Origin of the sequence: Kineococcus arenarius subsp. arenarius (assembly GCF_050871845.1) — a bacterium.
Taxonomy (GTDB): domain Bacteria; phylum Actinomycetota; class Actinomycetes; order Actinomycetales; family Kineococcaceae; genus Kineococcus.
In genome coordinates, this window is the sequence record NZ_JBJLSE010000068.1 from 1 (window position 1) to 21,957 (window position 21,957).

General features: G+C 76.2%; 16 protein-coding genes and 1 tRNA gene. 11 read left to right on the forward strand and 6 right to left on the reverse strand.

Annotated elements, in window-relative coordinates:
* Positions 1–162: 162 nt before the first annotated feature.
* The gene (locus ACRYM0_RS14930; protein WP_432506383.1) at positions 163–2,457 is read right to left on the reverse strand and encodes a hypothetical protein; all 2,295 of its coding nucleotides are present in this window, start codon (positions 2,455–2,457) and stop codon (positions 163–165) included.
* Positions 2,458–2,528: 71 nt separating this feature from the next.
* Between ACRYM0_RS14930 and ACRYM0_RS14935 the strand changes: the two genes are divergently transcribed.
* The 9 genes from ACRYM0_RS14935 to ACRYM0_RS14975 all read left to right on the forward strand — a co-directional run bounded on the left by ACRYM0_RS14935 (position 2,529) and on the right by ACRYM0_RS14975 (position 14,488).
* Positions 2,529–3,860: a glycosyltransferase 87 family protein gene (locus ACRYM0_RS14935; protein ID WP_432506385.1), complete on the forward strand. Its 1,332-nt coding sequence runs from the start codon at positions 2,529–2,531 to the stop codon at positions 3,858–3,860.
* A gap of 84 nt (positions 3,861–3,944) precedes the next feature.
* Positions 3,945–4,250 carry a WhiB family transcriptional regulator gene (locus ACRYM0_RS14940; protein WP_432506387.1) on the forward strand — a complete coding sequence of 102 codons (306 nt, stop codon included), beginning with the start codon at positions 3,945–3,947 and terminating at the stop codon, positions 4,248–4,250.
* Between the two features lie 134 nt (positions 4,251–4,384).
* The gene (pheA, locus tag ACRYM0_RS14945; RefSeq protein ID WP_432506389.1) at positions 4,385–5,320 is read left to right on the forward strand and encodes a prephenate dehydratase; all 936 of its coding nucleotides are present in this window, start codon (positions 4,385–4,387) and stop codon (positions 5,318–5,320) included.
* A gap of 251 nt (positions 5,321–5,571) precedes the next feature.
* On the forward strand, positions 5,572–8,436 hold the full coding sequence (topA, locus tag ACRYM0_RS14950; RefSeq protein WP_432506391.1) for a type I DNA topoisomerase: 2,865 nt from the start codon (positions 5,572–5,574) through the stop codon (positions 8,434–8,436).
* A gap of 104 nt (positions 8,437–8,540) precedes the next feature.
* Positions 8,541–10,757 (forward strand): dTMP kinase, encoded by a 2,217-nt coding sequence (gene tmk / locus ACRYM0_RS14955; RefSeq protein ID WP_432506393.1) that lies wholly within the window; start codon positions 8,541–8,543, stop codon positions 10,755–10,757.
* Positions 10,754–11,932 carry a DNA polymerase III subunit delta' gene (locus tag ACRYM0_RS14960; RefSeq protein ID WP_432506394.1) on the forward strand — a complete coding sequence of 393 codons (1,179 nt, stop codon included), beginning with the start codon at positions 10,754–10,756 and terminating at the stop codon, positions 11,930–11,932. The genes tmk and ACRYM0_RS14960 overlap by 4 nt, the downstream gene beginning before the upstream one ends.
* 104 nt (positions 11,933–12,036) lie before the next feature.
* Positions 12,037–13,566 (forward strand): alpha/beta hydrolase, encoded by a 1,530-nt coding sequence (locus tag ACRYM0_RS14965; protein WP_432506396.1) that lies wholly within the window; start codon positions 12,037–12,039, stop codon positions 13,564–13,566.
* An 88-nt stretch (positions 13,567–13,654) separates the two neighbouring features.
* Positions 13,655–13,728: transfer RNA gene (locus ACRYM0_RS14970), tRNA-Thr, on the forward strand.
* Between the two features lie 346 nt (positions 13,729–14,074).
* On the forward strand, positions 14,075–14,488 hold the full coding sequence (locus tag ACRYM0_RS14975) for an ester cyclase (RefSeq protein WP_432506397.1): 414 nt from the start codon (positions 14,075–14,077) through the stop codon (positions 14,486–14,488).
* 173 nt (positions 14,489–14,661) lie between these two features.
* On the opposite strand, the gene ACRYM0_RS14980 is transcribed toward ACRYM0_RS14975, so the two are convergent.
* From ACRYM0_RS14980 to ACRYM0_RS14995, 4 genes are all read right to left on the reverse strand, one after another.
* A complete protein-coding gene (locus ACRYM0_RS14980; RefSeq protein ID WP_432506399.1) occupies positions 14,662–15,093 on the reverse strand; it encodes a PGPGW domain-containing protein in 432 nt (143 codons plus the stop codon).
* A 111-nt stretch (positions 15,094–15,204) separates the two neighbouring features.
* Positions 15,205–16,563 (reverse strand): DUF2254 domain-containing protein, encoded by a 1,359-nt coding sequence (locus ACRYM0_RS14985; protein WP_432506401.1) that lies wholly within the window; start codon positions 16,561–16,563, stop codon positions 15,205–15,207.
* Between the two features lie 49 nt (positions 16,564–16,612).
* A complete protein-coding gene (locus ACRYM0_RS14990; protein WP_432506403.1) occupies positions 16,613–17,626 on the reverse strand; it encodes a zinc-dependent alcohol dehydrogenase in 1,014 nt (337 codons plus the stop codon).
* Between the two features lie 41 nt (positions 17,627–17,667).
* A complete protein-coding gene (locus tag ACRYM0_RS14995) occupies positions 17,668–18,021 on the reverse strand; it encodes a hypothetical protein (RefSeq protein ID WP_432506405.1) in 354 nt (117 codons plus the stop codon).
* Positions 18,022–18,376: 355 nt separating this feature from the next.
* Between ACRYM0_RS14995 and ACRYM0_RS15000 the strand changes: the two genes are divergently transcribed.
* Positions 18,377–19,699: a bifunctional o-acetylhomoserine/o-acetylserine sulfhydrylase gene (locus ACRYM0_RS15000; protein ID WP_432506407.1), complete on the forward strand. Its 1,323-nt coding sequence runs from the start codon at positions 18,377–18,379 to the stop codon at positions 19,697–19,699.
* Positions 19,700–19,806: 107 nt separating this feature from the next.
* Positions 19,807–20,970 (forward strand): homoserine O-acetyltransferase MetX, encoded by a 1,164-nt coding sequence (metX, locus tag ACRYM0_RS15005; protein WP_432506411.1) that lies wholly within the window; start codon positions 19,807–19,809, stop codon positions 20,968–20,970.
* A gap of 36 nt (positions 20,971–21,006) precedes the next feature.
* On the opposite strand, the gene ACRYM0_RS15010 is transcribed toward metX, so the two are convergent.
* Complete coding sequence (locus ACRYM0_RS15010; RefSeq protein WP_432506409.1) at positions 21,007–21,855, reverse strand: phytanoyl-CoA dioxygenase family protein; 849 nt, start codon at positions 21,853–21,855, stop codon at positions 21,007–21,009.
* Positions 21,856–21,957 lie beyond the last annotated feature (102 nt).

Sequence of the window (21,957 nt, forward strand, 5' to 3'; positions counted from 1 at the left end):
CCCCCCCCCCCCCCCCCCCCCCCCCCCCCCCCCCCCCCCCCCCCCCCCCCCCCCCCCCCCCCCCCCCCCCCCCCCCCCCCCCCCCCCCCCCCCCCCCCCCCCCCCCGCCCCGCCCCCCCCCCCCCCCCCCCCCCCCCCCCCCCCCCGGGGGGGTGGGCGGGGTCAGCGGGGGGCGGGGGTGCGCTCGCGGGAGGTGGCACCGCTCCCGAGCGTCTCCATCGTCCGAGTGCAGGTGGCGATCAGCAGCGGCACGGCCAGCATCGCCCCCACCGCCGGCACCGCGGCCCCGGAGTCGTTGACGGCGAAGCCGATGCCCAGCAGGACGAGCAGCGCCACGCACCCCGGCCGCAGCGCCGGGTGCCGGTCGTAGGTGCGCTGCAGCACCGGCACGCCCAGCACCCGCGGGCGCACCAGCACGAACGCGATGAACGCCGCGGCCAGCGCCAGGACCGCGCTGAGGATCCAGTTGCCCACGAGGATCCGCAGGTTCTGCGCGAGCTTGCGCTCCACGACCTGCCAGGCCCCGCCGTCCAGCAGGGTCTGCACGAACCGCCCCAGGTGCGTCTGCTGGTCCACCGGCCGCAGCCAGTCGGCCAGGGAGATCGCCGCCAGCACCAGCAGCGTCCCGGCCAGCAGCAGCAGCACCCGCCGCCACGTCACCCGCACCCCCGCCACCATGAGCGCGAACAGCCCGAACGCCGGGACCATCGCCGGCGGCCCGCCGAAGTCGCTGCCCAGGACGCCGTCGACGTAGACGGCCACCAGCCCCAGGCCCGCCACGGCCAGCGCCGCCGCGCGCCGGCGCCCGGACAGCAGCAGGCGGTCGGCCACCGCGGTCGTGAACAGCAGCGCACCCGTCGCGAACAGCGCGAACTGCTGGTTGCCCAGGCCGTAGAAGCGGCCCGCGACCACCGGTTGCAGCCCGTTGAGGCTGGAGGTGATCAGGCGCGAGCCGGTCGCCGCGTCCACCGCGAGCACCCCCGCGGTGATCGCGCCGACGACCCCCAGCGGGCCCAGCGGGTGCCGCCGCCACGGCCCCAGCAGCGCCACCGCCGTGATCGCCGCCACGTACAGGGCGACCGCGCCGGTCACCGCCAGGAGGTGGTCGCCCGTGGAGTCGCCGTAGCGCCACCAGGGGATCGTGTTCGCCAGGAACGTCGAGGCGCAGACCGCCCCGTACACCACGGCCAGGGTGCGCAACCACGCCAGCACCCGTCGCCGCCCGCGCGGACCGCCCCACGCGCGGCGCAGCGCGAGCGTCGCCACCGCGTACAGGACGATCTGCGAGGCCCCCCAGGCGGTGAAGAACGGCGCCACCAGCGGCTGCACGGCCTGGGCGGCCTGGTCCAGGTCGCGGACCTTCTCCACCCGCTCGGCCACGCTCGTGCCGGCCCTCGTGGAGGTGATCGGCGCCCCCACCAGCCCGGTGACGCCGTGGTCGTCGCCCAGCGCCAGGGCCAGGACGGTGGGGGGCACGTCGGTGGTCTGCACGATGCCGACCTGGCGGGTGGAGCGGCTGACGAGCAGGCCCTCGTAGTCCCCGCCGCCGGGCTGCGGGCCGGTGGCGGCGGCGAACTGCAGGTGCGCCGTCCTGCCGGCGTCGGCGATCGAGGCCGTGAACAGGGTCGTGCTCCCGGCGCCGGTGGAGGCGGCCACCGCCTCCTGCACGGCGCCGACCACGGCGTCCACGGCGGCGACCTGCTCGGCGCGCGAGGTGGCCGGCGGCTCCTCCCGCCCGGGCAGGTCCGCCGGGTCGCGCACCACCCCGGCGTCGACGACGACGACCCCGGCCCCCGACTCCAGCGCGTCCTGCACGTACCCGCCGACGGCGGCGGGGGTGCCGGCCTCGGTGCCGCTCACGTACGCGGGCACCTCGCCGGTGGAGGTGGCCAGCGCCACGCCGGCGCCCGGCCCGATCGCCACGGCGCGGGTGCCGGCCGCGGCCAGGGCGTCGCCCAGCAGGCCCGGCTGCGCGCCGAAGGAACCGGCGGCGGCGATCTCGCGGTACTCGGCGAAGTCCGGCTGCACGCCGTCGTCGACCTCGGCGAGCGGCGCGCAGGGGGCGTTGACGTGCTCGGCGGAGGTGCCGGCGAAGTCCGTGGCGCGCCGGCCCGCGGACAGCGCCAGCCAGCCGTCGGCGGGGCAGGCCGCGGTGAACACGCTGCGCACCGCGACGGTGCCCAGGGCGCCGCTGCTCATGTCCGCCAGCGCGGGCGTGGCCTCCTCGGACACGTCCGACCAGCGCACGCCGCTGAAGCCGACGAGCACCAGGGGGGAGGTGCTCCCGCCCTCGACCGCACCCGGGGTCGTGCCCGGGGTCGGGGTCGGGGCCGTGGCCCGGGCGGGTGCGGGCGCGGCCCCCAGCAGCAGCGCCAGGGCGGCCAGCGCGGTCAGCGCCGCGCGGACCACCACCGTCGGGCTCGCGGGGCGTCGGGCGGCGCGGGGGCGGGACGGCACCCGTCAAGGCTAGGTGGCGCCCGTGCACCGCACGTGACGGAGCGGGTGCGGGTCTGGGGGAGGATCGGCGGGTGGTCGTGGACGGAGGGTCGGGGACGCCGGGTGCGCCCGGGGCGTCGGGGGCGCGCGGGCGGGACGGCGGGACCGGCTCGCCCGGGCGCTCGTCCGCGCGGTCGGCGCTGCTGCCGGTGCTGCTGGGCGTGCTGGTGCTGGCGGCCGCCGCGGCGCCGGTGGTGCACCGCTACCTCGTGGCGTACCCGGACGACCAGTGGCAGGTGGACCTGGAGGTGTACCGGGAGGCCGGCCGCAGCCTGCTGCTGGGCCGGCCGGTGTACGAGTTCCTCACCGAGTCCCCGCAGCTGCTGCCGTTCACCTACCCCACGTTCTCGGCCGTGCTGGCCGTCCCGCTGGCCCTGCTGCCGTGGGGCGCGGCGGGCTGGGTGTGGACGGGCGTGCAGCTGGCGCTGCTGTGGCTGGTGGTGGGCCTGGCGTTCGCCCCGCTGCTGGCCCGCGCCGGGCGCTGGGCGCCGCTGGTGCAGGGCGTGCTGGCGGGGGCGTGCGTGTGGATCTCCCCGGTGGGGGAGAACCTGCGCTTCGGGCAGGTGAACCTGGTGCTGGTGTCGCTGTGCCTGCTGGACGTGGTGCGCGGGCACGACGGGGTGCGGCTGGGGCGGTACCGGGTGCGCTGGCCGCGCGGGGCCCTGGTGGGCGTCGCGGTGGCGGTCAAGCTGACGCCGGGGGTGTTCCTGATCCACTTCGCGCTGACCCGGCAGTGGCGGGAACTGCGCAACGCCGTGCTCGCCGCGGCGGGGGTGACGGTGGCGACGTTCCTGCTGGCGCCGGAGGCGTCGCTGGAGTTCTGGACGTCCGCGCTGCTGGACCCCGAGCGGCTGGGCCCCAACGCGGGCTCCTCGAACCAGTCGGTGCGCGGCTTCCTGCTGCGCCTGTACCTGCCGGAGGCGGTGACGACGCTGCTGTGGGTGCTGCTGGCCGGGACGGCGGCGGCGCTGGGCCTCGCGGTGGCGCGGCGGCTGCACCGGCGCGGTTCGCTGGTGGGCGAGGTCGCGGCGTGCGGGGTGGTGGCGCTGCTGCTGTCCCCGGTGTCGTGGCTGCACCACTTCGTGTGGGGCGTCCTCGTGCTGGGCGCGGTGCTCGGCGACGGTCGCGAGCGCCGGCGCGCGGTGGTGGCGGTGGTGGGCGCCGCGCTGCTGTTCGTGGCGTGGCCGTGGTGGGGGGCGAACCTGCTGGCCGAGCGCAGCGTGCCGGTGCCGCTGGCGCGGGCGGTGCAGAGCGGGGACCTGTGGTGGGCGCTCCTGGCGCTGGTGGCGCTGGCCCGGTGGGTGGGGGTGCCGGCGCGTGAGGTGGAGGAGCGGCGCCCGACCGAATCCTCTAACTCAGGGTGATCGAATAACTCCGTAGCGTTTAGGTCTGGTGCCCCAGGGGCAAGACGGCTCAGCAAGACCGACCGTGCACCTGAGGGGGGAACCGTGAGCCAGACGACGCACAACCTTCGTCCCACCGTGGACGCCTGGGAGTGGCAGCTGCGGGGCTCGTGCCGCGACGCCGACCCCGAGCTGTTCTTCCACCCCGAGCTCGAACGGGGGGCCGCCCGCCAGCACCGCGACGCCGCCGCGCTGGCCGTGTGCGCCGAGTGCCCCGTGCTGCGCCAGTGCCGCGATCACGTCCTGAGCCACCGCGAGGTCTACGGCGTGTGGGGCGGGCTCACCGAGGACCAGCGCGAGCAGATCTGGGCCGCCCGCTCCGACCGGGGCCGGCTGCGCCAGGCCAGCTGACGCGCCGGCACGGCTGACCGGCTCGCTGCCCCGACCGGTGCGCGGGGTGCCGCCCCGCGCACCGGCCGGCGCAGCGCACGGAGGCGGGCGCACCGGGGGGATGCGGGCGCACCGGGGGGATACGGTTCCCCCTCGTGCCCCGCTACGCGTTCTTCGGCCCCGTCGGCACCTTCTCCGAGGCCGCCCTGCGCACCGTCGTCCCCGACGCGCCCGCCGAGGCGATGCCCAGCGTCGACGCCACCATCGAAGCCGTGCGCGACGGCACCGCCGACGTCGGCTGCGTGCCCATCGAGAACTCCGTCGAGGGCGGCGTGCCCGCCACCCTCGACGGCCTCGCGGTCGGGGAACCGCTCGTGGTGGTCGCCGAGGTCGTGCTGCCCGTCTCCTTCGTCCTGGCGGCGCGGCCGGGCACCGCCCTGGGCGACGTGCGGCGCGTCAGCACCCACTCGCACGCCTACGCGCAGGTCCGCCACTGGCTGCACCGCGAGCTGCCGGGCGTCGCCTACGTGCCCGCCACCTCCACCGCCGCCTCCGCCGAGGCCCTGGCCGCCGAGCGCGACGGCGGGCCCGCCGCCGGCTTCGAGGGCGCCGTGTGCGCGCCGTTCGCCGCGCGGCGCTTCGGCCTGGACGTGCTCGCCGAGCGCATCGAGGACCGCACCGGCGCCCAGACCCGCTTCGTGCTCCTGTCCCGCCCCGGGGCCGTGCCCGAGCGCACCGGGAACGACAAGACGTCGCTGGTGCTGTTCCTGCGCGAGGAGCGCCCCGGCGCGCTCGTCGAGGCGCTGGAGCAGTTCGTCACGCGCGGCATCAACCTCACCCGCATCGAGTCCCGCCCCGCCGGTGACGCCCTGGGCCGCTACTGCTTCTCCATCGACTGCGACGGCCACCTCGCCGACGCCCGCGTCGGCGAGGCCCTCATGGGCCTGCACCGCGTGTGCGAGCAGGTGCGGTTCGTCGGCAGCTACCCGCGCGCCGACGGCGGCCGGGCGGTCACCGGCTCCGGGCCCACCGACGCCGCGTTCGCCGAGGCCCAGGACTGGCTGGACCGCCTGCGCTCCGGCGGCGCCTGACCCCCCGCGGCGCCCGCCCCCACAGCCCTCGGTGATCAAGGAAGTTGCAACTTCCTTGATCACCGCGGGGTGGGGCGCCGCGGTGTCCACGGGACGGCGCGGCGCCGGTTGCGCACCGCTGTGCCGCCCGTGACACATTGAAGGAGCTCCGCGTGCGACAGTGCGGGGCGGGTGCGCGCCGGCCGGGAGCCGAGCGGACGCGCCACGGCGGTCACCGACCGCGACGGGATCGACGTGGAGAGGCAGGACCAGTGGCGGGGAAGTCGAAGGCGGCGGGGACCGGTGACGGGCTGCGCCGTCTGGTGATCGTGGAGTCGGCCAGCAAGATCGACAAGATCTCGACGTACCTCGGCCCCGGCTACCAGGTGGAGGCCAGCTACGGCCACATCCGGGACCTGCCCCAGCCCTCCCAGCTGCCCGAGGACGTCAAGAAGGGCTCGTTCGGCAAGTTCGCCGTGGACGTCGAGAACGGCTTCGAGCCGTACTACGTCGTCGACGACGACAAGAAGAAGAAGGTCGCCGAGCTCAAGCGCGCCCTGAAGGAGGCCGACGAGCTCATCCTCGCCACCGACCGCGACCGCGAGGGCGAGGCCATCGCCTGGCACCTGGTGCAAGCGCTGGAACCGCGCGTGCCGTACCGGCGGATGGTCTTCGGGGAGATCACCCGCGAGGCGATCCAGCAGGCCTCGCAGGAGCTGCGCGACATCGACGACCGGCTCGTCGACGCCCAGGAGACCCGCCGCATCCTGGACCGCATCTACGGCTACGAGCTGTCCCCGGTGCTGTGGCGCAAGATCCGCCCGAAGCTGTCGGCGGGCCGCGTGCAGTCCGTCGCCACGCGCCTGTGCGTCGAGCGCGAGCGCGAGCGCATGGCGTTCCGCGCCGCCGGGTACGCCGACGTCACCGGCCGGTTCACGCCCGGTGGCGAGGAGAGCGCGTTCGGAGCGCGCCTGGTCGCCCTCGACGGCCGCCGCGTCGCCGCCGGCCGCGACTTCGACGACTCCGGGCAGCTCAAGCCCGCCGCCGTGCGCGACGGCGTGGCCCACCTCGACGTCGCCGCCGCCGAGTCCCTGGCGCGCGCGCTGGACGACGCCGCGTTCGCGGTGCGCAGCGTCGAGGAGAAGCCGTACAGCCGCCGCCCCGCGGCGCCGTTCATCACCTCCTCGCTGCAGCAGGAGGCCTCCCGCAAGCTGCGCCTGAACGCGCGGCAGGCGATGCGCGTGGCGCAGGGCCTGTACGAGCGCGGCTACATCACCTACATGCGCACCGACTCCATCCAGCTGTCGGCGCAGGCGCTGAACGCGGCGCGCAGCCAGGCGCGGGAGCTGTACGGGCCGGAGTACGTCCCGGACTCCCCGCGCGTGTACGCCTCGAAGACGAAGAACGCGCAGGAGGCGCACGAGGCGATCCGCCCCGCCGGGGAGGTCTTCCGCACCCCCGCGCAGGTCTCCGGTGAACTGCGCGGCGACGACTTCCGCCTGTACGACCTCATCTGGAAGCGCACCGTCGCCTCGCAGATGCACGACGCGCGCGGCACCACCGCCACGGTGCGCCTGGGCGCCACCTCCGCCGACGGCCGCGACGCCGAGTTCTCCGCCTCCGGCACGATCATCACGTTCCGCGGGTTCCTCGCCGCCTACGAGGAGGGTCGCGACGAGACCCGCGAAGCCGACGCCGACGCCACCGACCGCCGGCTGCCGCCGGTGCAGGTGGGCCAGCCGCTGACGGGCGGCGACCTCGCCGCCGACGGGCACGTGACGTCCCCGCCGCCGCGCTACACCGAGGCCAGCCTGGTGAAGACGCTGGAGGAGAAGGAGATCGGGCGCCCCTCCACGTTCGCCTCGATCATCTCCACGATCGTCGACCGCGGGTACGTGCGCTACAAGGGTTCCGCGCTGGTGCCCACCTGGCTGGCGTTCGCGGTCACGCGGCTGCTGGAGGAGCACTTCCCCCAGCTGGTGGACTACGACTTCACCGCCTCCATGGAGAACGACCTCGACGCGATCAGCCGCGGCGAGGCGGAGCGGGTGGACTGGCTCACGCGCTTCTACTTCGGCGCCGACGGCCCCGGCGACCCGGGCGTCGACGCACCCGGCGGTGGCGGTGCCCCCGGCGGGGCCGACGGCGCCGCCGCACCCGCCCGGGAGGGCATCAAGGGCCTGGCCGACGACCTCGGCAAGATCGACGCCCGCGAGATCTCCACCGTCCCCATCGGTGAGGGCGTCGTGCTGCGGGTGGGGCGCTACGGCCCCTACCTGGAGGGCCCGGACCCCGAGACCGGCGAGCTGCTCAAGGCGTCCGTGCCCGAGGAGATCGCCCCCGACGAGATGACGGTGGAGAGGGCGCGCGAGCTGCTCACCTCCCAGTCCGACGGCGACCGCGTGCTGGGCCAGGACCCGGCGACCGGGCGCACCGTCGTGGCGCGCACCGGCCGGTACGGGCCCTACGTCACCGAGCTGGTCGAGGACGACGCGCCCGCGCCCGCCGCGGCGGAGGCCGCCGAGGGCGCCCCGAAGAAGCGCGCCGCGAAGAAGACCGCCAAGGCCAAGCCGCGCACCAGCTCGCTCTTCAAGGACATGTCCGTGGAGACGGTCACCCTCGAGCAGGCCTTGCAGCTGCTGTCCCTGCCGCGCGTGGTGGGCACCGACCCCGAGTCCGGGGACGAGATCACCGCGCAGAACGGCCGCTACGGGCCCTACCTGAAGAAGGGCACCGACTCCCGCTCCCTGGCGGGCGAGGACCAGCTGTTGACGATCACGCTGGAGGAGGCGCTGGCGATCTACGCCCAGCCCAAGACCCGGCGCGGGCAGGTCGCCAAGCCGCCGCTGAAGGAGCTCGGCAAGGACCCGGAGTCGGGCGAGCCGATGGTCGTCAAGGACGGCCGCTTCGGCCCGTACGTCACCGACGGCACGACCAACGCCACCCTGCGCAAGGACGACGACCCGGAGACGATCACGCCCGAGCGCGGCGCCGAGCTGCTGGCCGAGAAGCGCGCCAAGGGCCCGGCCCCGAAGAAGAAGGCGGCGGCGAAGAAGACGACCGCGAAGAAGGCGGCGCCCCGCAAGACCGCGGCGAAGAAGACCGCGGCGAAGGCGTCGGCGGTCACCGCGGACTGACCCGGCGGGCCACCGCCGAGCGGGGCCGCGCACCGCCCCTCCGGCCGGGGACACCCCGGCCGGAGGGGGCGGGGAGCGTCCGTCCCGGCATCTACCCTGACGGCGTGAGCGACACCGCGGCGGCCCCAGACCACGACGTGCGGGCCCTGCTGCGCGGCAACCGCGACTTCCGCCGGATGTGGCTGTCGCTGATGCTGTCCAGCTTCGGCGACTGGCTGGGGATGCTCGCCAAGCTGGGCACGGCCGCGGGCCTGTCGCAGCTGGCGGGCGGCACCGCCACCCAGACGAGCGTGGCGGTGTCCACCGTCCTGGTGCTGCAGCTGGCCCCGGCGGCGCTGCTGGGCCCGCTGGCCGGGGCGCTGGCCGACCGCCTGGACCGGCGCCTGACGATGGTCGTGGGCGACGTGCTGCGCTTCGCGCTGTTCGCCTCCATCCCGCTGGTGGGCAACCTGGCCTGGCTGTACGTGGCGACGCTGCTCATCGAGCTGGTCACCCTCTTCTGGGGCCCTGCGAAGGACGCCACCGTGCCCAACCTGGTGCCGGCCCGGCAACTGGAGGCCGCCAACCAGGTCAGCCTCGTCGCCACCTACGGCACCGCGCCGCTCGCCGGGCTCGCTTTCATCGCCCTGACCCTGCTGACGGGCGTGCTGGACAACGTCCTGCCGTTCCTGGCCGGCACCCAGTCCTCCCTGGCCATGTACGTCAACGCGCTCACCTTCCTGGTGGCCGCGGCGGTCATCTGGCGGCTGGACATCCCGCCGCGCGAGCGGGCCCCGCGCACCCGCGGCCTGGCGCCCACCCTGTGGCGCGACGTCGTGGAGGGCTGGCGGTTCGTGGCCGGTTCGCCGCTGCTGCGCGGCCTGGTCGGCGGGATGCTCGTGGCGTTCGCCGCCGGCGGTTTCGTCATCAGCCTGGGCCGCGCCTACGTCATCGGCCTCGGCGCCGGCGACCCCGGCTTCGGCGTGGTCGTCATGGCCGTCTTCGCCGGTGTCGCCCTGGGCGTGTGGCAGGGCCCGCGCTGGCTGTCGGGCCTGTCGCGCCGGCGCACCTTCGGGCTGGCGCTGACCGCGGCGGGCGTCTCGCTGGTCCTCGTGGCCCTCAGCGGCGACATCGTGCTGGCCGCCCTGTGCGTGCTGGCGCTGGGGCTGTTCACCGGGCTGGCGTACGTGTCGGCGTACACGCTGCTGGGCCTGGAGGTCGACGACGACGTGCGCGGGCGCACGTTCTCCTTCGTGGGCGCCAGCACCCGCGTCGTCATCGTGCTCGTGATGCTCGTCGCCCCCCGGGTGGCGCAGCTGCTGGGCGACCGCACGATCGTGGCGACACCGACGTGGTCGAAGGACCTCGCCGGTTCGGCGCTGGCGCTGGCGCTGGCGGGCGTGGTGACCGCCCTGGCCGGCGTGGTCGCCTACCGGCTGGTGGACGACCGCCGCGGCGTCAGCCTGCGCGAGGACGTGGTGCGCGCCTGGCGGCGGCGCGGTGAGCCCGCCGGGGCCGGCACGCTGCCGCCGGCCACCGCCGGGCGCCCCGTCGGGGGGCTGTTCGTGGCGCTGGAGGGGGGCGACGGGTCCGGCAAGTCCACCCAGTCGCGGCTGCTGGAGCGGTGGTTGCGCGAGCGGGGCCACGAGGTCGTCACCACCCGCGAACCGGGCGGCACCGCCACCGGTGCGGCGCTGCGCGAGGTCCTGCTCGCGCACCGGGGGGGCGCCGACCTCGACCCGCGCGCCGAGGCGCTGCTGTTCGCCGCCGACCGCGCCCAGCACGTCGCGGAGGTGGTGCTGCCGGCGCTGCGCCGCGGCGCCGTCGTCGTCACCGACCGCTACGTGGACTCCTCCCTGGCCTACCAGGGCGCGGGGCGGGACCTGCCCCCCCGGGAGGTGGAGCAGCTGTCCGCGTGGGCCACCGGCGACCTGCTGCCGGACCTGACCGTCGTGCTCGACGTGGACCCCGCCACGGCGGCGGAGCGCCGCGGCCGCGACCCGCAGCGGGCCGGCGAGGACCGTCTGGAGGCTGAGTCCCAGGCGTTCCACGCCCGCGTGCGCGAGCAGTTCCTGCGGCTGGCCGCGCGCGACCCGGGCCGCTACCTGGTGCTGAACGGCGTCGCGTCCCCGGAGTCGGTCCAGGGGCGGGTGCGCGACGCGATCGCGCAGCGGCTGCCCGAACCGCCCGCGCCCGACGGGCCGCTGCCCGGCGCACCGGCCGGTGCGTACGCGAGCCGGCGGGCCCGCCGGCAGGCCGAGCGCCGCGCGGCGCGCGAGCGGGAGCAGGAACGGGAACGGGAGCGGGAGCAGGAGCGGCAGGAGCAGGTGCCGGCCCCGTGAGCGTGTGGGACGAGGTCGTCGGCCAGGAGCCGGCGGTGCGGGTCCTCTCCCGCGCGGCGGCCGCGGCCCGCGGCGGCCCCGGCGCAGCCGGCATGACCCACGCCTGGCTGCTCACCGGGCCGCCCGGCTCGGGGCGCTCGGTGGCTGCGCGAGCCTTCGCCGCGGCGCTGGCCTGCGAGGACCCCGCCGGGCCCGGCTGCGGGCGCTGCGCCGGGTGCCGCACCGCGCTCGCCGGCTCGCACGCCGACGTCACGGTCTTCGCCACCCAGCACATGCAGATCCGCCGCGAGGACGTCGAGCCGCTCATCCAGACCGCGCAGCGCCGCCCGTCCGTGGCGCGCTGGCGGGTGATCGTCGTCGAGGACGCCGACCGCCTCAACCCGACGTCGGGCAACACGCTGCTGAAGACGATCGAGGAGCCGCCGCCGGCGACCGTGTGGCTGCTGTGCGCGCCGGGCGTGGACGACGTCCTGGCCACCATCCGCTCGCGCACCCGCCACGTGCCGCTGCGGGTGCCGCCCGCCGACGCCGTCGCCGAGCTGCTGGTGCGCCGCGACGGCGTCGACCCCGCGATGGCGGCGTTCGCCGCGCGCGCCGCGCAGAGCCACGTCGGCCTGGCCCGGCGCCTGGCCCGCGACGAGGGCGCCCGCGCCCGCCGCCGCGAGGTGCTGCGCCTGCCGCAGCGCATCGCGGGCGTCGGCGACGCGGTCGTGGCTGCCGGGGAGCTGGTGGACATCGCCGCCGAGGAGGCCGGTGCCTCCAGCGCGCAGCGCGACGCCGCCGAGCGCGCCGAGCTGCTGCGGGCGCTGGGCGCGGAGAACGCCTCCGCGCTGCCCCCCTCGGTGCGGGCGCAGGTGCGCCAGCTGGAGGAGGACCAGAAGCGCCGCGCGCGCCGTCACCAGACCGACGTGCTGGACCGTTCGCTGGTGGACCTGCTGGGCCTGCTGCGCGACGTGCTCGTCGTGCAGCTGGGCGCCCCGGTGGACCTGGTGAACTCCGACGTGGCCGGTGAGGTGCGCGAGCTGGCGGCGGCCTCGACCCCGGAGGAGACGCTGCGCCGCGCGGACGCGGTGGCGCTGGCGCGCCGGCGGCTGGGGCAGAACGTGGCGCCGCTGCTGGCGATGGAGGCCCTCGCCCTGGAGCTGCGCACCCGCCGGGCCGGTGCGCCGGGCTGACCGCGGGGCCTGACCGCGGGGGCTGGATCGCGGGGGCCGGTCCGCGACACGCGCCGTCGGGGACGGGTGGTCACCGGCCCCGCGGGTGAGACGCTGGGAGGACCATGCGCCGTCCCGCACCCGTCCTCGTGACCGCTGCCGCGCTGCTGCTGGGCGGGTGCTCCCTGCTCCCCGGCGGTGAGCCCGAGCCCGCGCCGGTGGGCACGGCCTCGGCCGTGGCCTCCGAGGCGGCCTCCGACCCGGCGCTGGCGGCCTTCTACGGCCAGGACCTGGAGTGGGCGGACTGCGGCGGCGGCTTCGAGTGCACCCGCCTGACGGTGCCGGTGGACTACGCCGACCCCCACGGCGCCACGGTGTCGCTGGCGGTGGTGCGGCTGCGCACGGGCGCCACCGGGGACGACCGGCTCGGCTCGGTGGTGCTGAACCCGGGCGGGCCGGGCGCCTCCGGGGTGGAGTACGCCCGCGCCGCGCAGGACGTGCTGACCGAGGACGTGCGCGCCCACTTCGACGTGGTGGGCTTCGACCCGCGTGGCGTGGGTGGTTCGGACCCCCTGCAGTGCCTGGACGACGACGAGGTCGACGAGTTCCTCGCCGCGGACCCCACCCCCGACGACGACGCGGAGGTGCGCCGGCTGCAGGAGCTGAGCGCGCAGCTGGGCCGGGGCTGCGTCGCCTCCGGGGAGCTCGCCGGGCACGTGGACACCCGCACCGCCGCGAAGGACCTCGACGTGCTGCGCGCCGTGCTGGGCGACGAGAAGCTGACGTACCTGGGCAAGTCGTACGGCACCTACCTGGGCGCCCTGTACGCCGAGCAGTTCCCGCAGCGGGTGGGGCGCTTCGTCCTGGACGGGGCCATCGACCCGTCGCTGAGCAGCGAGGAGGTCAACGCCGGGCAGGCGGCGGGCTTCGAGCTGGCGCTGCGCTCCTACGTCCAGGACTGCCTCGCCGGGGACGACTGCCCGCTGTCGGGCGGCACCGACGCGGCGGTGGGGCAGGTGCGGGCGCTGCTGGCGCGCCTGGACGCCGAACCGCTGCGCGCCGGCGGCGGCCGCGAGCTCACCCAGGGCCTGGCGTACTACGCGCTGGCGTACCCGCTGTACGCGCCGTCGCTGTGGCCGCGGCTGACGGAGGCGCTGACGGACGCGTTCAGGGGGGACGGCGCGGCGATGCTGGCGCTGGCCGACGCCTACGCGTCCCGCCGCGCCGACGGCGGCTACGCGAACAACTCCTCGACCGTCATCCACGCCGTGAACTGCTTGGACCGCGCCGACGAGCAGACGGTGCAGGAGGTGCGGGAGTCGGTGCCGGAGTTCGAGGCGGCTTCGCCGACGTTCGGCGCGTTCCTGGCGTGGGGCGGGCTGACGTGCGCGGAGTGGCCGGTGCCGGCGGTGGGCCCGGCCGAGCCCGTGGACGCCGCCGGTGCCGCGCCGATCCTCGTGGTGGGCACCACGCGCGACCCGGCCACCCCGTACGCGTGGGCGCAGGGCCTGGCGGAGCAGCTCGACTCCGGCCGGCTGCTGACCTACGACGGCGACGGGCACACCGCCTACCGCACGGGCAGCGCGTGCGTGGACGAGGCCGTGGACGCGTACCTGCTGGCGGGGGAGATGCCCGACGAGGGCGCGCGCTGCTGAGCGCGGCGGGACCCCACGGGGACGCGGTGCGGTCGAGCAGGGCCTGTGACGTCCTGTAAGCTCATGGCCCGTGCTCTTCGGGGCACGCGCCGCCTTAGCTCAGTCGGCCAGAGCGACGCACTCGTAATGCGTAGGTCCGGGGTTCGATTCCCCGAGGCGGCTCGTCAGGGCCCCGCAGGTCATAGACCTGCGGGGCCCTTCGCGTGTGCTGCCGCGCGAGGGTGCCGGGGTGCCGGGGTGCCGGGGTGCTGACGTGCCCCCGTCGTGGACGTCTCTGCGGTGCAGGGGTCTGCCCGCGCCCGGCTCTCGCCGTGGAGGACGTGACCGGTCCCTCGGGGCCGCAGGTGGACGGGACGGCACCGCGGCCGAGGTGATCTCGTCGGTCGACCTCGCGCAGGACACCTCGGGTGGCCGCTGCTGCACGCCCCCGCGTCGTGAGCGTGCGTCTACCGCCTGCGTGCAGCCGGGAGCGGCGTGCGCCAGCGCTGTGCTGTGTGATCGTGCCTGCATGGGACTCGAACGCGCTGACGTGATCGCCCTCTACGAGCGCTACCTCACCTGCTGCAACCAGCACCGCGTCGACGAGCTCGGCGAGTTCGTCTCCGAGCAGGTCAGCGGGTCCGGACCGGTCGACGGGCTGGCTGCCTACATCGACGGCGTCAGGGCGGTGTGCGTCGCCTTCCCCGACTACCACTGGGAGCTGCAGCACCTGGTGGTCGAGGCGGACACGATCGCCGCCCGGCTCATCGGTCGCGGAACGCACACCGCGCCCTTCAGCGGCATCGCGCCCACCGGCCGCAGGATCAGCGTGCAGGAGCTGGTGATGTACCGGGTTGCCGACGGCAAGATCGCCCGGTGCTGGGGGGACCTCTTCCCCGTGGTGCGCGACGCCTTGACGACTTCTGCTCACGAGGCCACGTGACCCGACGGGGCAGCGGTGCGCCGGCGGCCGGCACCTCACCTCTGGGCCTCGGGCATCAGTGGACGTCCACGAGGCGCCACGTCCGTGACGTCGGCCAGCGGCCGAGGTTCTCTCGTGGTCGCAGGTGGCACCGCCCGGTACCGGCTACCGCTTGCCGTAGCGGGCGAGCGTGGTCAGCGGTGCCGTCGCGCCCGGTGCGCCGCGCGCGCCCGCCGCCCCCGCGCGGTGTGCGCCCAGGCGACCACCGCGGCCAGGAACAGCCCGCTCAGCACGAGGAACGCCCCCGTCAGCGGCCCCACCAGCGGCAGCGGCACCCCGGCCAGCCCCAGCACGCCCACCACGACCAGCGCCGCGGCGCTGACCACCGACAGCACCGCCCGCCACCGGCTGCGGCCCACCTCGTCCACGCCGCGCCACGCCTCGCGCTGCGCCCGGCGCAGCGGCCGGCGCGCCCACGCGTACTGCGTGGCCAGCACCGCCAGGCCCGCCGCCACCAGCACGAACCCGGGCCCGGGCAGCAGCAGCAGCGCCGCCCCGGCCAGGGTCAGCGCCCCGCCCGCGACGGTGACGGCGGTCTTCTTCACGGCCTGCGCCGACCTCGGCACCCCGTCTCCTCCCGGTCGCGGTCCGCACCGATGGTGGGACGGGGCCGCCCGCCCCGCACCCGCTGGCGCCCGGGCGCACCGCCCGCCGGCACCGTCCGCTGGCACCGCCTGTCAGCACCGGCCGTGCGCCACCTCCGCCAGGGCCGTCGCCACCTGCTGCGCGCGCTCGCGCACCTGCCGGCGGTCCTCGACCGTCCACGACTGCCGGTCGAGCACCTCCAGCACCTGGTCCACCTGGGACAGCAGCGGCTGCGCGCGCCCGGGCGGGACGCGCTCGCCCAGGGAGGCGAGCACCTCCAGCAGGCGCAGGGTCACGGAGACGTGCTCGACGCCGACGCGGCGCAGCTGGCTGAAGGCGGCGTCCACGTGGTCGTCCCAGTCCGGGCGCTCCAGCAGCACGAGCAGCCGGCCGTCGCGGGTGCTGCGCACCGGTGGTTCCAGCTCGCGGCCGGCGAGGACGCCCAGCGCGTCACCCAGGTGCATCAGGACGTGCTCGGCGGTGGTGGGGTCGTTCGTCGACGGCGACAGCGCGCGCAGCCCCACGTCCACCAGTTGCTGCACCACGAACAGCGGGTCGTGCGCGGGGGTGCGCTCCTCGGCGAGCAGCACGGAGCGGCGGACGTCGTCCACGACCCCCGGCTCCGGGGGCGGGGCGATCGCGGCGATCACCGACCCGCGGGCCGCGAAGCTGCCGACGCCGGCGCGCACGTGCACCAGCAGCGGGTCGTCGGCGTGCGCGCGCTCGCCGGTGCTCAGCAGGCGGTCGGCGTCGACGGTGCGCACGAACCCGCCGTGCTCGGCGCGCACGAGGGTGTGCGGGCGCCCGGCGACCTCCCGCCGCAGCGCGGCGGCCCGCTCCGGGTGGTCGTCCGGCGCGGCGGCCGACCACCCGACCTCGCGGGGGTGGGCGTCCTCCAGCTGCGCCAGGAGGTCGTCGCGCAGCCGGGAGACCACCACCGACACCTGCAGCGCGAGGGACACCTGGTGGATGAAGAAGACGAGCAGCCCCATGCAGGACAGCGCCAGCAGGACCCCCGTGGTCACGGCCAGGCCCGGCACGAACACCGGGCCCTGGTCGCCGCTGCGCACCGTGCGCAGCACCAGCAGCGCGTAGACGAACGTGCCGGTGTAGGCGCCGATGACCAGCTGGTTGGTGAGGCTGGAGGTGAAGCCGCGCAGGATGCGGGGGGAGAACTGCGAGGACGCCTGCTGCAGGGCGATCATCGTCAGCGAGAAGGCGATCGAGACGACCGTCAGCAGCGAGCCGGCGATCGCCGACAGCAGCGTGCGGGCGGCGTCGGCCGAGCCGCTGAACAGCCACGAACCGGCGGCGCCGGTGGTGTCGCCGTAGGCGCTGTCGATCCACACCAGCGCCTCGGCGAGCACCGCCTCGCACAGGACGATCAGCCCGGGCAGGAACCACAGCCTCGAGCGGGCGTCCTCCCACCGGCTCACCACCCACGCGCGCACCCCGCGATCCTGGCGGCTCGCGCCCGCCGGCGCCCGCCGGCGACCGCCGTCAGGGGTGCAGCAGGACCTTCAGGGCGCCGGAGGAGCGGTCGCCCAGGACGTCCAGCGCCTTCGCGGCGTCCTCGACGGCGAACTCGTGGGTGATCAGGACGGTGGGGTCCAGCACGCCGGCGGCGAAGGCGCGCACCGCGTACGCCCAGGCGCGGGTGGGGGCGCCGAAGACGGTCAGGACGTGCACGTTGCGCGAGACCAGCTCCAGGGAGGACAGGTCGTCGGCGTCGGCGGCGGGGATGCCGGTGAGGACGACGCGCCCGCCGCGGCGGGCCAGGCGCACGGAGGTGCGGGCCACGCCGGGGGCGCCGGCGGCCTCGATCACGGCGTCGAAGGTGCCCTCCAGCGCCTCGGCGCCCTCGGTGGTCGTGTAGTGCGCGGCGCCGCAGCGGCGGGAGAGCTCCTCGCGGCTGTCGTTGCGGTGCACGACGGTGACCTCGCAGCCGGCGCCGCGCAGCAGCTGCACGGCCAGCAGGCCCAGGGTCCCGGCGCCGACGACGGCGACCTTCGAGCCGGCCGAGACGTCGGCCAGCAGCACGGCCTCGGCCACGCACGCGGCGGGCTCGATGCCGGCGGCGGCGCGCAGGTCGGCGCCCTCGGGGAGCAGGTGCAGGTAGCGGGCGGGGATCGTCAGGTACTGCGCCCAGCCGCCGGGCAGGGTGAAGCCGGTCTCCTCGTACTCCTGCTCCCAGCCCTCGGTGTCGCCGGCGACGGAGGCCGGGGTGCCCTCGGCGGTGCGGATGCCCTGCCCGACGACGCCGCGCCCGACGATCTCCCCGGGCACGCCCTCCCCGACGGCCTCGACGGTGCCGGACCACTCGTGGCCGGGCACGACGGGGTAGCGCACGAACTCGGCGGGGCGGGTGCCGGCGAACACCTCGCGGTCGGAGCCGCAGATGCCGCAGTGCGCGACCTTGACGAGGGCCTCCCCGGGACCGGGGGGCGCCACCTCCACGTCGACGACCTCGAGCTGACCGGGGGAGACGATGCGCACGGCGCGGGAGCTAGCCATGGGGCAGAACCTAGTGCCCGCCCCCGACCCGGCGGCGCCGGCTAGCGCCCGCCGCCCTCGGCGCGCTGGACGACCTCCTCCAGGGCGGCGACGAGGCGGCGCGCCTCGGGCAGGGACAGCTGCGTGGTGTCGCCGATGAAGACGCGGGGCCCGAAGCGGCGCAGGACGGTCTGGCCGCCCTCGGCGTAGGCCAGGTCGGTGCACTCCAGCCGCACGGGGCAGGGGCGCTCGGCGCCCTCGTCGCCCTCCAGGGGGACGACGCGCGCCTCGTAGGAGTGCAGCCAGCCGCCCTCGACCTCCAGCCCGCGCGAGGCCCAGGAGGGGGCGTCCCAGCGCACGACCTGGATCGAGTCGTCGGCGACGGCGGCGTCGGCGGTCGGTCGCTTGTCGTCCATGGTGCTCCAGCTGCTCGGGTGGTTCCGCAGGCGTGGTGATCCTGTGTGATCACTCGGTTGCCCGGCGTGGTCAGTGCCAGAGTGCCAGACCAGCTCCGGAGGCGCCTCGTGTTGAGGTAACTACTTTGAGTGACCAGTGGGGGCGGTGGGGTGCCGTCAGGGCCCCCACCGCCCCCACTGGCCGCCCGGGAGTTGCCCGCGCGGCCGTCCCGGCGGCACCATCGGGCCATGCTCCCGGTCCTGGCCGTGCTCGACCCGTTCTGGCCGGGACGGCGCCCGTACCTCTTCGACGGCTGGTGTCCGCGTCAGCGCTGACGCCCCCACCGACACCCCCGACCGACGAGGACGCCCCGCCGTGAGCACCGAGCAGACCCCCGCCCCCACCACGCCCGCCACCGCCGCGTGGAGCTTCGACACCCTGCAGGTCCACGCCGGCCAGCAGCCCGACCCCACCACCGGCGCCCGGGCGCTGCCGATCTACCAGACCACCAGCTACGCCTTCCGCGACACCGACCACGCCGCCGCCCTCTTCGGGCTGACCGAGCTCGGCAACATCTACACGCGGATCATGAACCCGACGCAGGCCGTCGTCGAGGAGCGCATCGCCGCCCTCGAGGGCGGGCTGGGCGCCCTGCTGGTGGCCAGCGGCCAGTCCGCCACGACCCTCGCCGTGCTGAACGTCGCGCAGGCCGGTGACCACGTCGTGGCCAGCCCGCGCCTGTACGGCGGCACGTACAACCTCTTCCGGCACACCCTGCCCAAGATGGGCGTCACCACCACGTTCGTCGACGACCCCGACGACCCCGCCTCCTGGAGCGCCGCGGTGCGCCCGGGGACGAAGCTCTTCTACGCCGAGACGATCTCCAACCCCGGCGGGCACGTCCTCGACGTCGCCGCCGTCGCCGGCGCCGCCCACGCGGCGGGCGTGCCGCTCGTGGTGGACAACACCGTCGCCACCCCCTGGCTGGTGCGCCCGATCGAGCACGGCGCCGACGTCGTCGTGCACTCCGCCACCAAGTTCCTCGGCGGGCACGGCACCTCCATCGCCGGGGTGGTCGTCGACTCCGGCCGCTTCGACTGGGCCGCCTCCGACCGCTTCCCCGGCCTGAGCACCCCCGACCCCAGCTACCACGGCGTCGTCTTCACCGACGCCGTCGGCCCCGCCGCGTACGTCACCAAGGCCCGCGTGCAGCTGCTGCGCGACCTCGGCCCCGCCGCCTCGCCGTTCAACGCCTTCCTGATCGCGCAGGGCCTGGAGACGCTCTCGCTGCGCATGGAGCGGCACGTGCGCAACGCCCGTGCCGTCGCGGAGTTCCTCGAGGGCCACCCGCAGGTGGAGCGCGTGCACTACGCCTCGCTGCCGTCCTCGCCGTGGCACGCCAACGCCCAGCGCTACACCCCGCGCGGCTCCGGTTCCGTGCTGGCCTTCGAGATCGCCGGCGGCCTGCAGGCCGGCAAGCGGTTCGTCGACGCCCTCGTCCTGCACAGCCACGTCGCCAACATCGGCGACGTGCGCTCCCTGGTGGTCCACCCCGCCTCCACCACCCACAGCCAGCTGACCGTCGAGGAGCAGTTCGCCTCCGGCGTCACGCCCGGCCTGGTGCGCCTGTCCGTGGGCATCGAGGCGGTCGAGGACGTCCTCGCCGACCTCGCCCTCGGCTTCGCCGCGGCCGCCTGAGCGCGGCCGGGACGCTGGACGAGGTGCGGGGGACGGGGGAGACGGTGGCGATCGACGTGAGCAGCGCCGCGGAGGCCGCGGAGTCGGCGCGGGCGGTGGCGGCGGCCCTGCCGTCGGCGCGCACGGCCGCACCACCACCGGCGACGGGCGCCTGGCGCGAGGGCGACCCCGTCGGCCGGCGGCGCTTCGCCGACGTCGGCGACCTGCCGCTGCAGCTGGGCGGCGTGCTGCCGCAGGTGCGCCTGGCCTACGAGACCTGGGGCGCCCTCGCCCCCGACGGCTCCAACGCCGTGCTCGTCGAGCACGCCCTCACCGGCGACTCCCACGTGACCGGCGACGCCGGCGAGGGCCACCCCACCCCCGGCTGGTGGCCCGAGCTCGTCGGCCCCGGCAAGGCCCTGGACACCGAGCGCTTCTTCGTCGTGGCCGCCAACGTCCTGGGCGGCTGCCAGGGCAGCACCGGACCCGCCTCCCGCCGCCCCGGCTCGTCGCGCCCCTGGGGCTCGGCGTTCCCGCGCATCACCGTCGGCGACCAGGTCGCCGCCGAGGCCCGCCTCGCCGACGCCCTGGGCATCGGCCGCTTCGCCGCCGTCCTGGGCGGTTCCATGGGCGGGATGCGCTCCCTGGAGTGGGCCGTCGCCCAGCCCGGCCGCGTCGGCGCCGCCCTCGTGCTGGCCACCTGCGCGGCCTCCACCGCCGACCAGATCGGCGCGCAGAGCGCCCAGATCACCGCCGTCGTCTCCGACCCCGGCTGGCACGGCGGCGACTACCACGACCTGCCCGCCGGGCACGGCCCGCACACCGGTCTCGGCCTGGCGCGCCGCCTGGCGCACCTGTCCTACCGCAGCGGCGCCGAGCTGCAGGAGCGCTTCGGGCGCCTGGCCCAGCCCGGCGAGGACCCCCTGGCGCCCGAGCGCCCCGGTCGCTTCGCGGTGCAGTCCTACCTGGACCACCACGCCGACAAGCTCGTGCGCCGCTTCGACGCCGGCAGCTACGTCGCGCTCACCGACGCCCTGAACACCTGGGACGTCGGCCTGGGGCGCGGCGGCACCGACGCCGCGCTCGCCGCGGCCCGCACCCCGATGGTGGTGGCGGCCGTGGACTCCGACCGGCTGTACCCGGTGGCCGACTCCGCGCGGATCGCGGCCGGCCCCGCCGCGGTGGGCGGCCTGCGCGTGATCTCCTCCACCGCCGGGCACGACGGCTTCCTGGTGGAGGCCGAGCAGATCGCCCCGCTGGTGCGCGAGGTCCTGGCCCTCGGCTCGCGCTGACGCCCGGCCGGGGCGGCCGGCGGGGACCGGCCGGGTTCAGGCCTCGCCCATGACCAGGCCCTCGATGGTGTGCTTCTGCGTGATGGGGGTCAGCTCCTCGACGACGGGGCACCGCAGGTGGGCCCTGACCCGATCGGGCAGCTGCTCCCAGTACCGCCTCGTCACCGCCGTGTCGTGGTGCTCGGCGTTGCCGGCGCCCGGTGCGTCGACGCCGAGCACCAGGACGGGCCGGGCCTTGTCCGAGAAGTTCCTGGTGCCCCGGTGGATCGTCAGCGCGGAGCGCGCGGAGACGTCGCCGCGGCGGGGGAACTTGCGCACGGCCCGCTCCTCGTAGCGCGGGTACAGCGACTTCGGCGGGAACATCCCGTGGTCGAAACCCGTGCCGTCGTCGAACTGGGTGCCCAGGGCGATCTCGAAGGGCCCCATGTCCTCCTCCGTGTCGACGGCGGTGAGGTTGAAGGCCAGCGACGTCAGGCGCCCGTCGCGGCGAGTCTCCTCGGGGGCGGGGAAGTCGCGGTGCCAGGGCTGGTTCACGGCACCCGCGAAGGGGACGTCGAACCCGAGCTCCACGATCTCGTAGTCCTCGCCGAGCACCCCGGTGCAGACCCGGCGCACCCAGGGGTGGTCCACCAGGTCGACGAACCCGCGCAGCTGCTCGGGGTGGATCTCCACGTAGTACCGGTTCGGGCCGCGGCCGACGGCGCCGTCGGGGCGCGAGCGCGCCTCCTCGAAGGCCGCCTCGACGTCCTCGCGCACCCGGTCCACCCACTCGGCGCTGAACGCGCCCCTGCAGGCCACGATCCCGTCCCGGTAGACGGTCGCGACGAGCTCCTCGGTCGTCGGCTGCACGGCCGGACCGTTGGTGCTGGTGCTGTTCGTCGTCATCGTCGGCGACCTCCCCGTCGAGCGTTCCGGACGGGTCCATGCTCCTGCGCCGGGCCGCCGAGCGCACGCGGGGGGGGGGGGGGGGGGGGGGGGGGGGGGGGG

Coding starts and splice junctions, on each gene's coding strand:
- ACRYM0_RS14990 (WP_432506403.1), bottom strand. CDS start 17,626: ATGGCTAGCTCCCGCGCCGTGCGCATCGTCTCCCCCGGTCAGCTCGAG.
- ACRYM0_RS14975 (WP_432506397.1), top strand. CDS start 14,075: ATGGGACTCGAACGCGCTGACGTGATCGCCCTCTACGAGCGCTACCTC.
- ACRYM0_RS15010 (WP_432506409.1), bottom strand. CDS start 21,855: ATGACGACGAACAGCACCAGCACCAACGGTCCGGCCGTGCAGCCGACG.
- ACRYM0_RS14965 (WP_432506396.1), top strand. CDS start 12,037: ATGCGCCGTCCCGCACCCGTCCTCGTGACCGCTGCCGCGCTGCTGCTG.
- ACRYM0_RS14995 (WP_432506405.1), bottom strand. CDS start 18,021: ATGGACGACAAGCGACCGACCGCCGACGCCGCCGTCGCCGACGACTCG.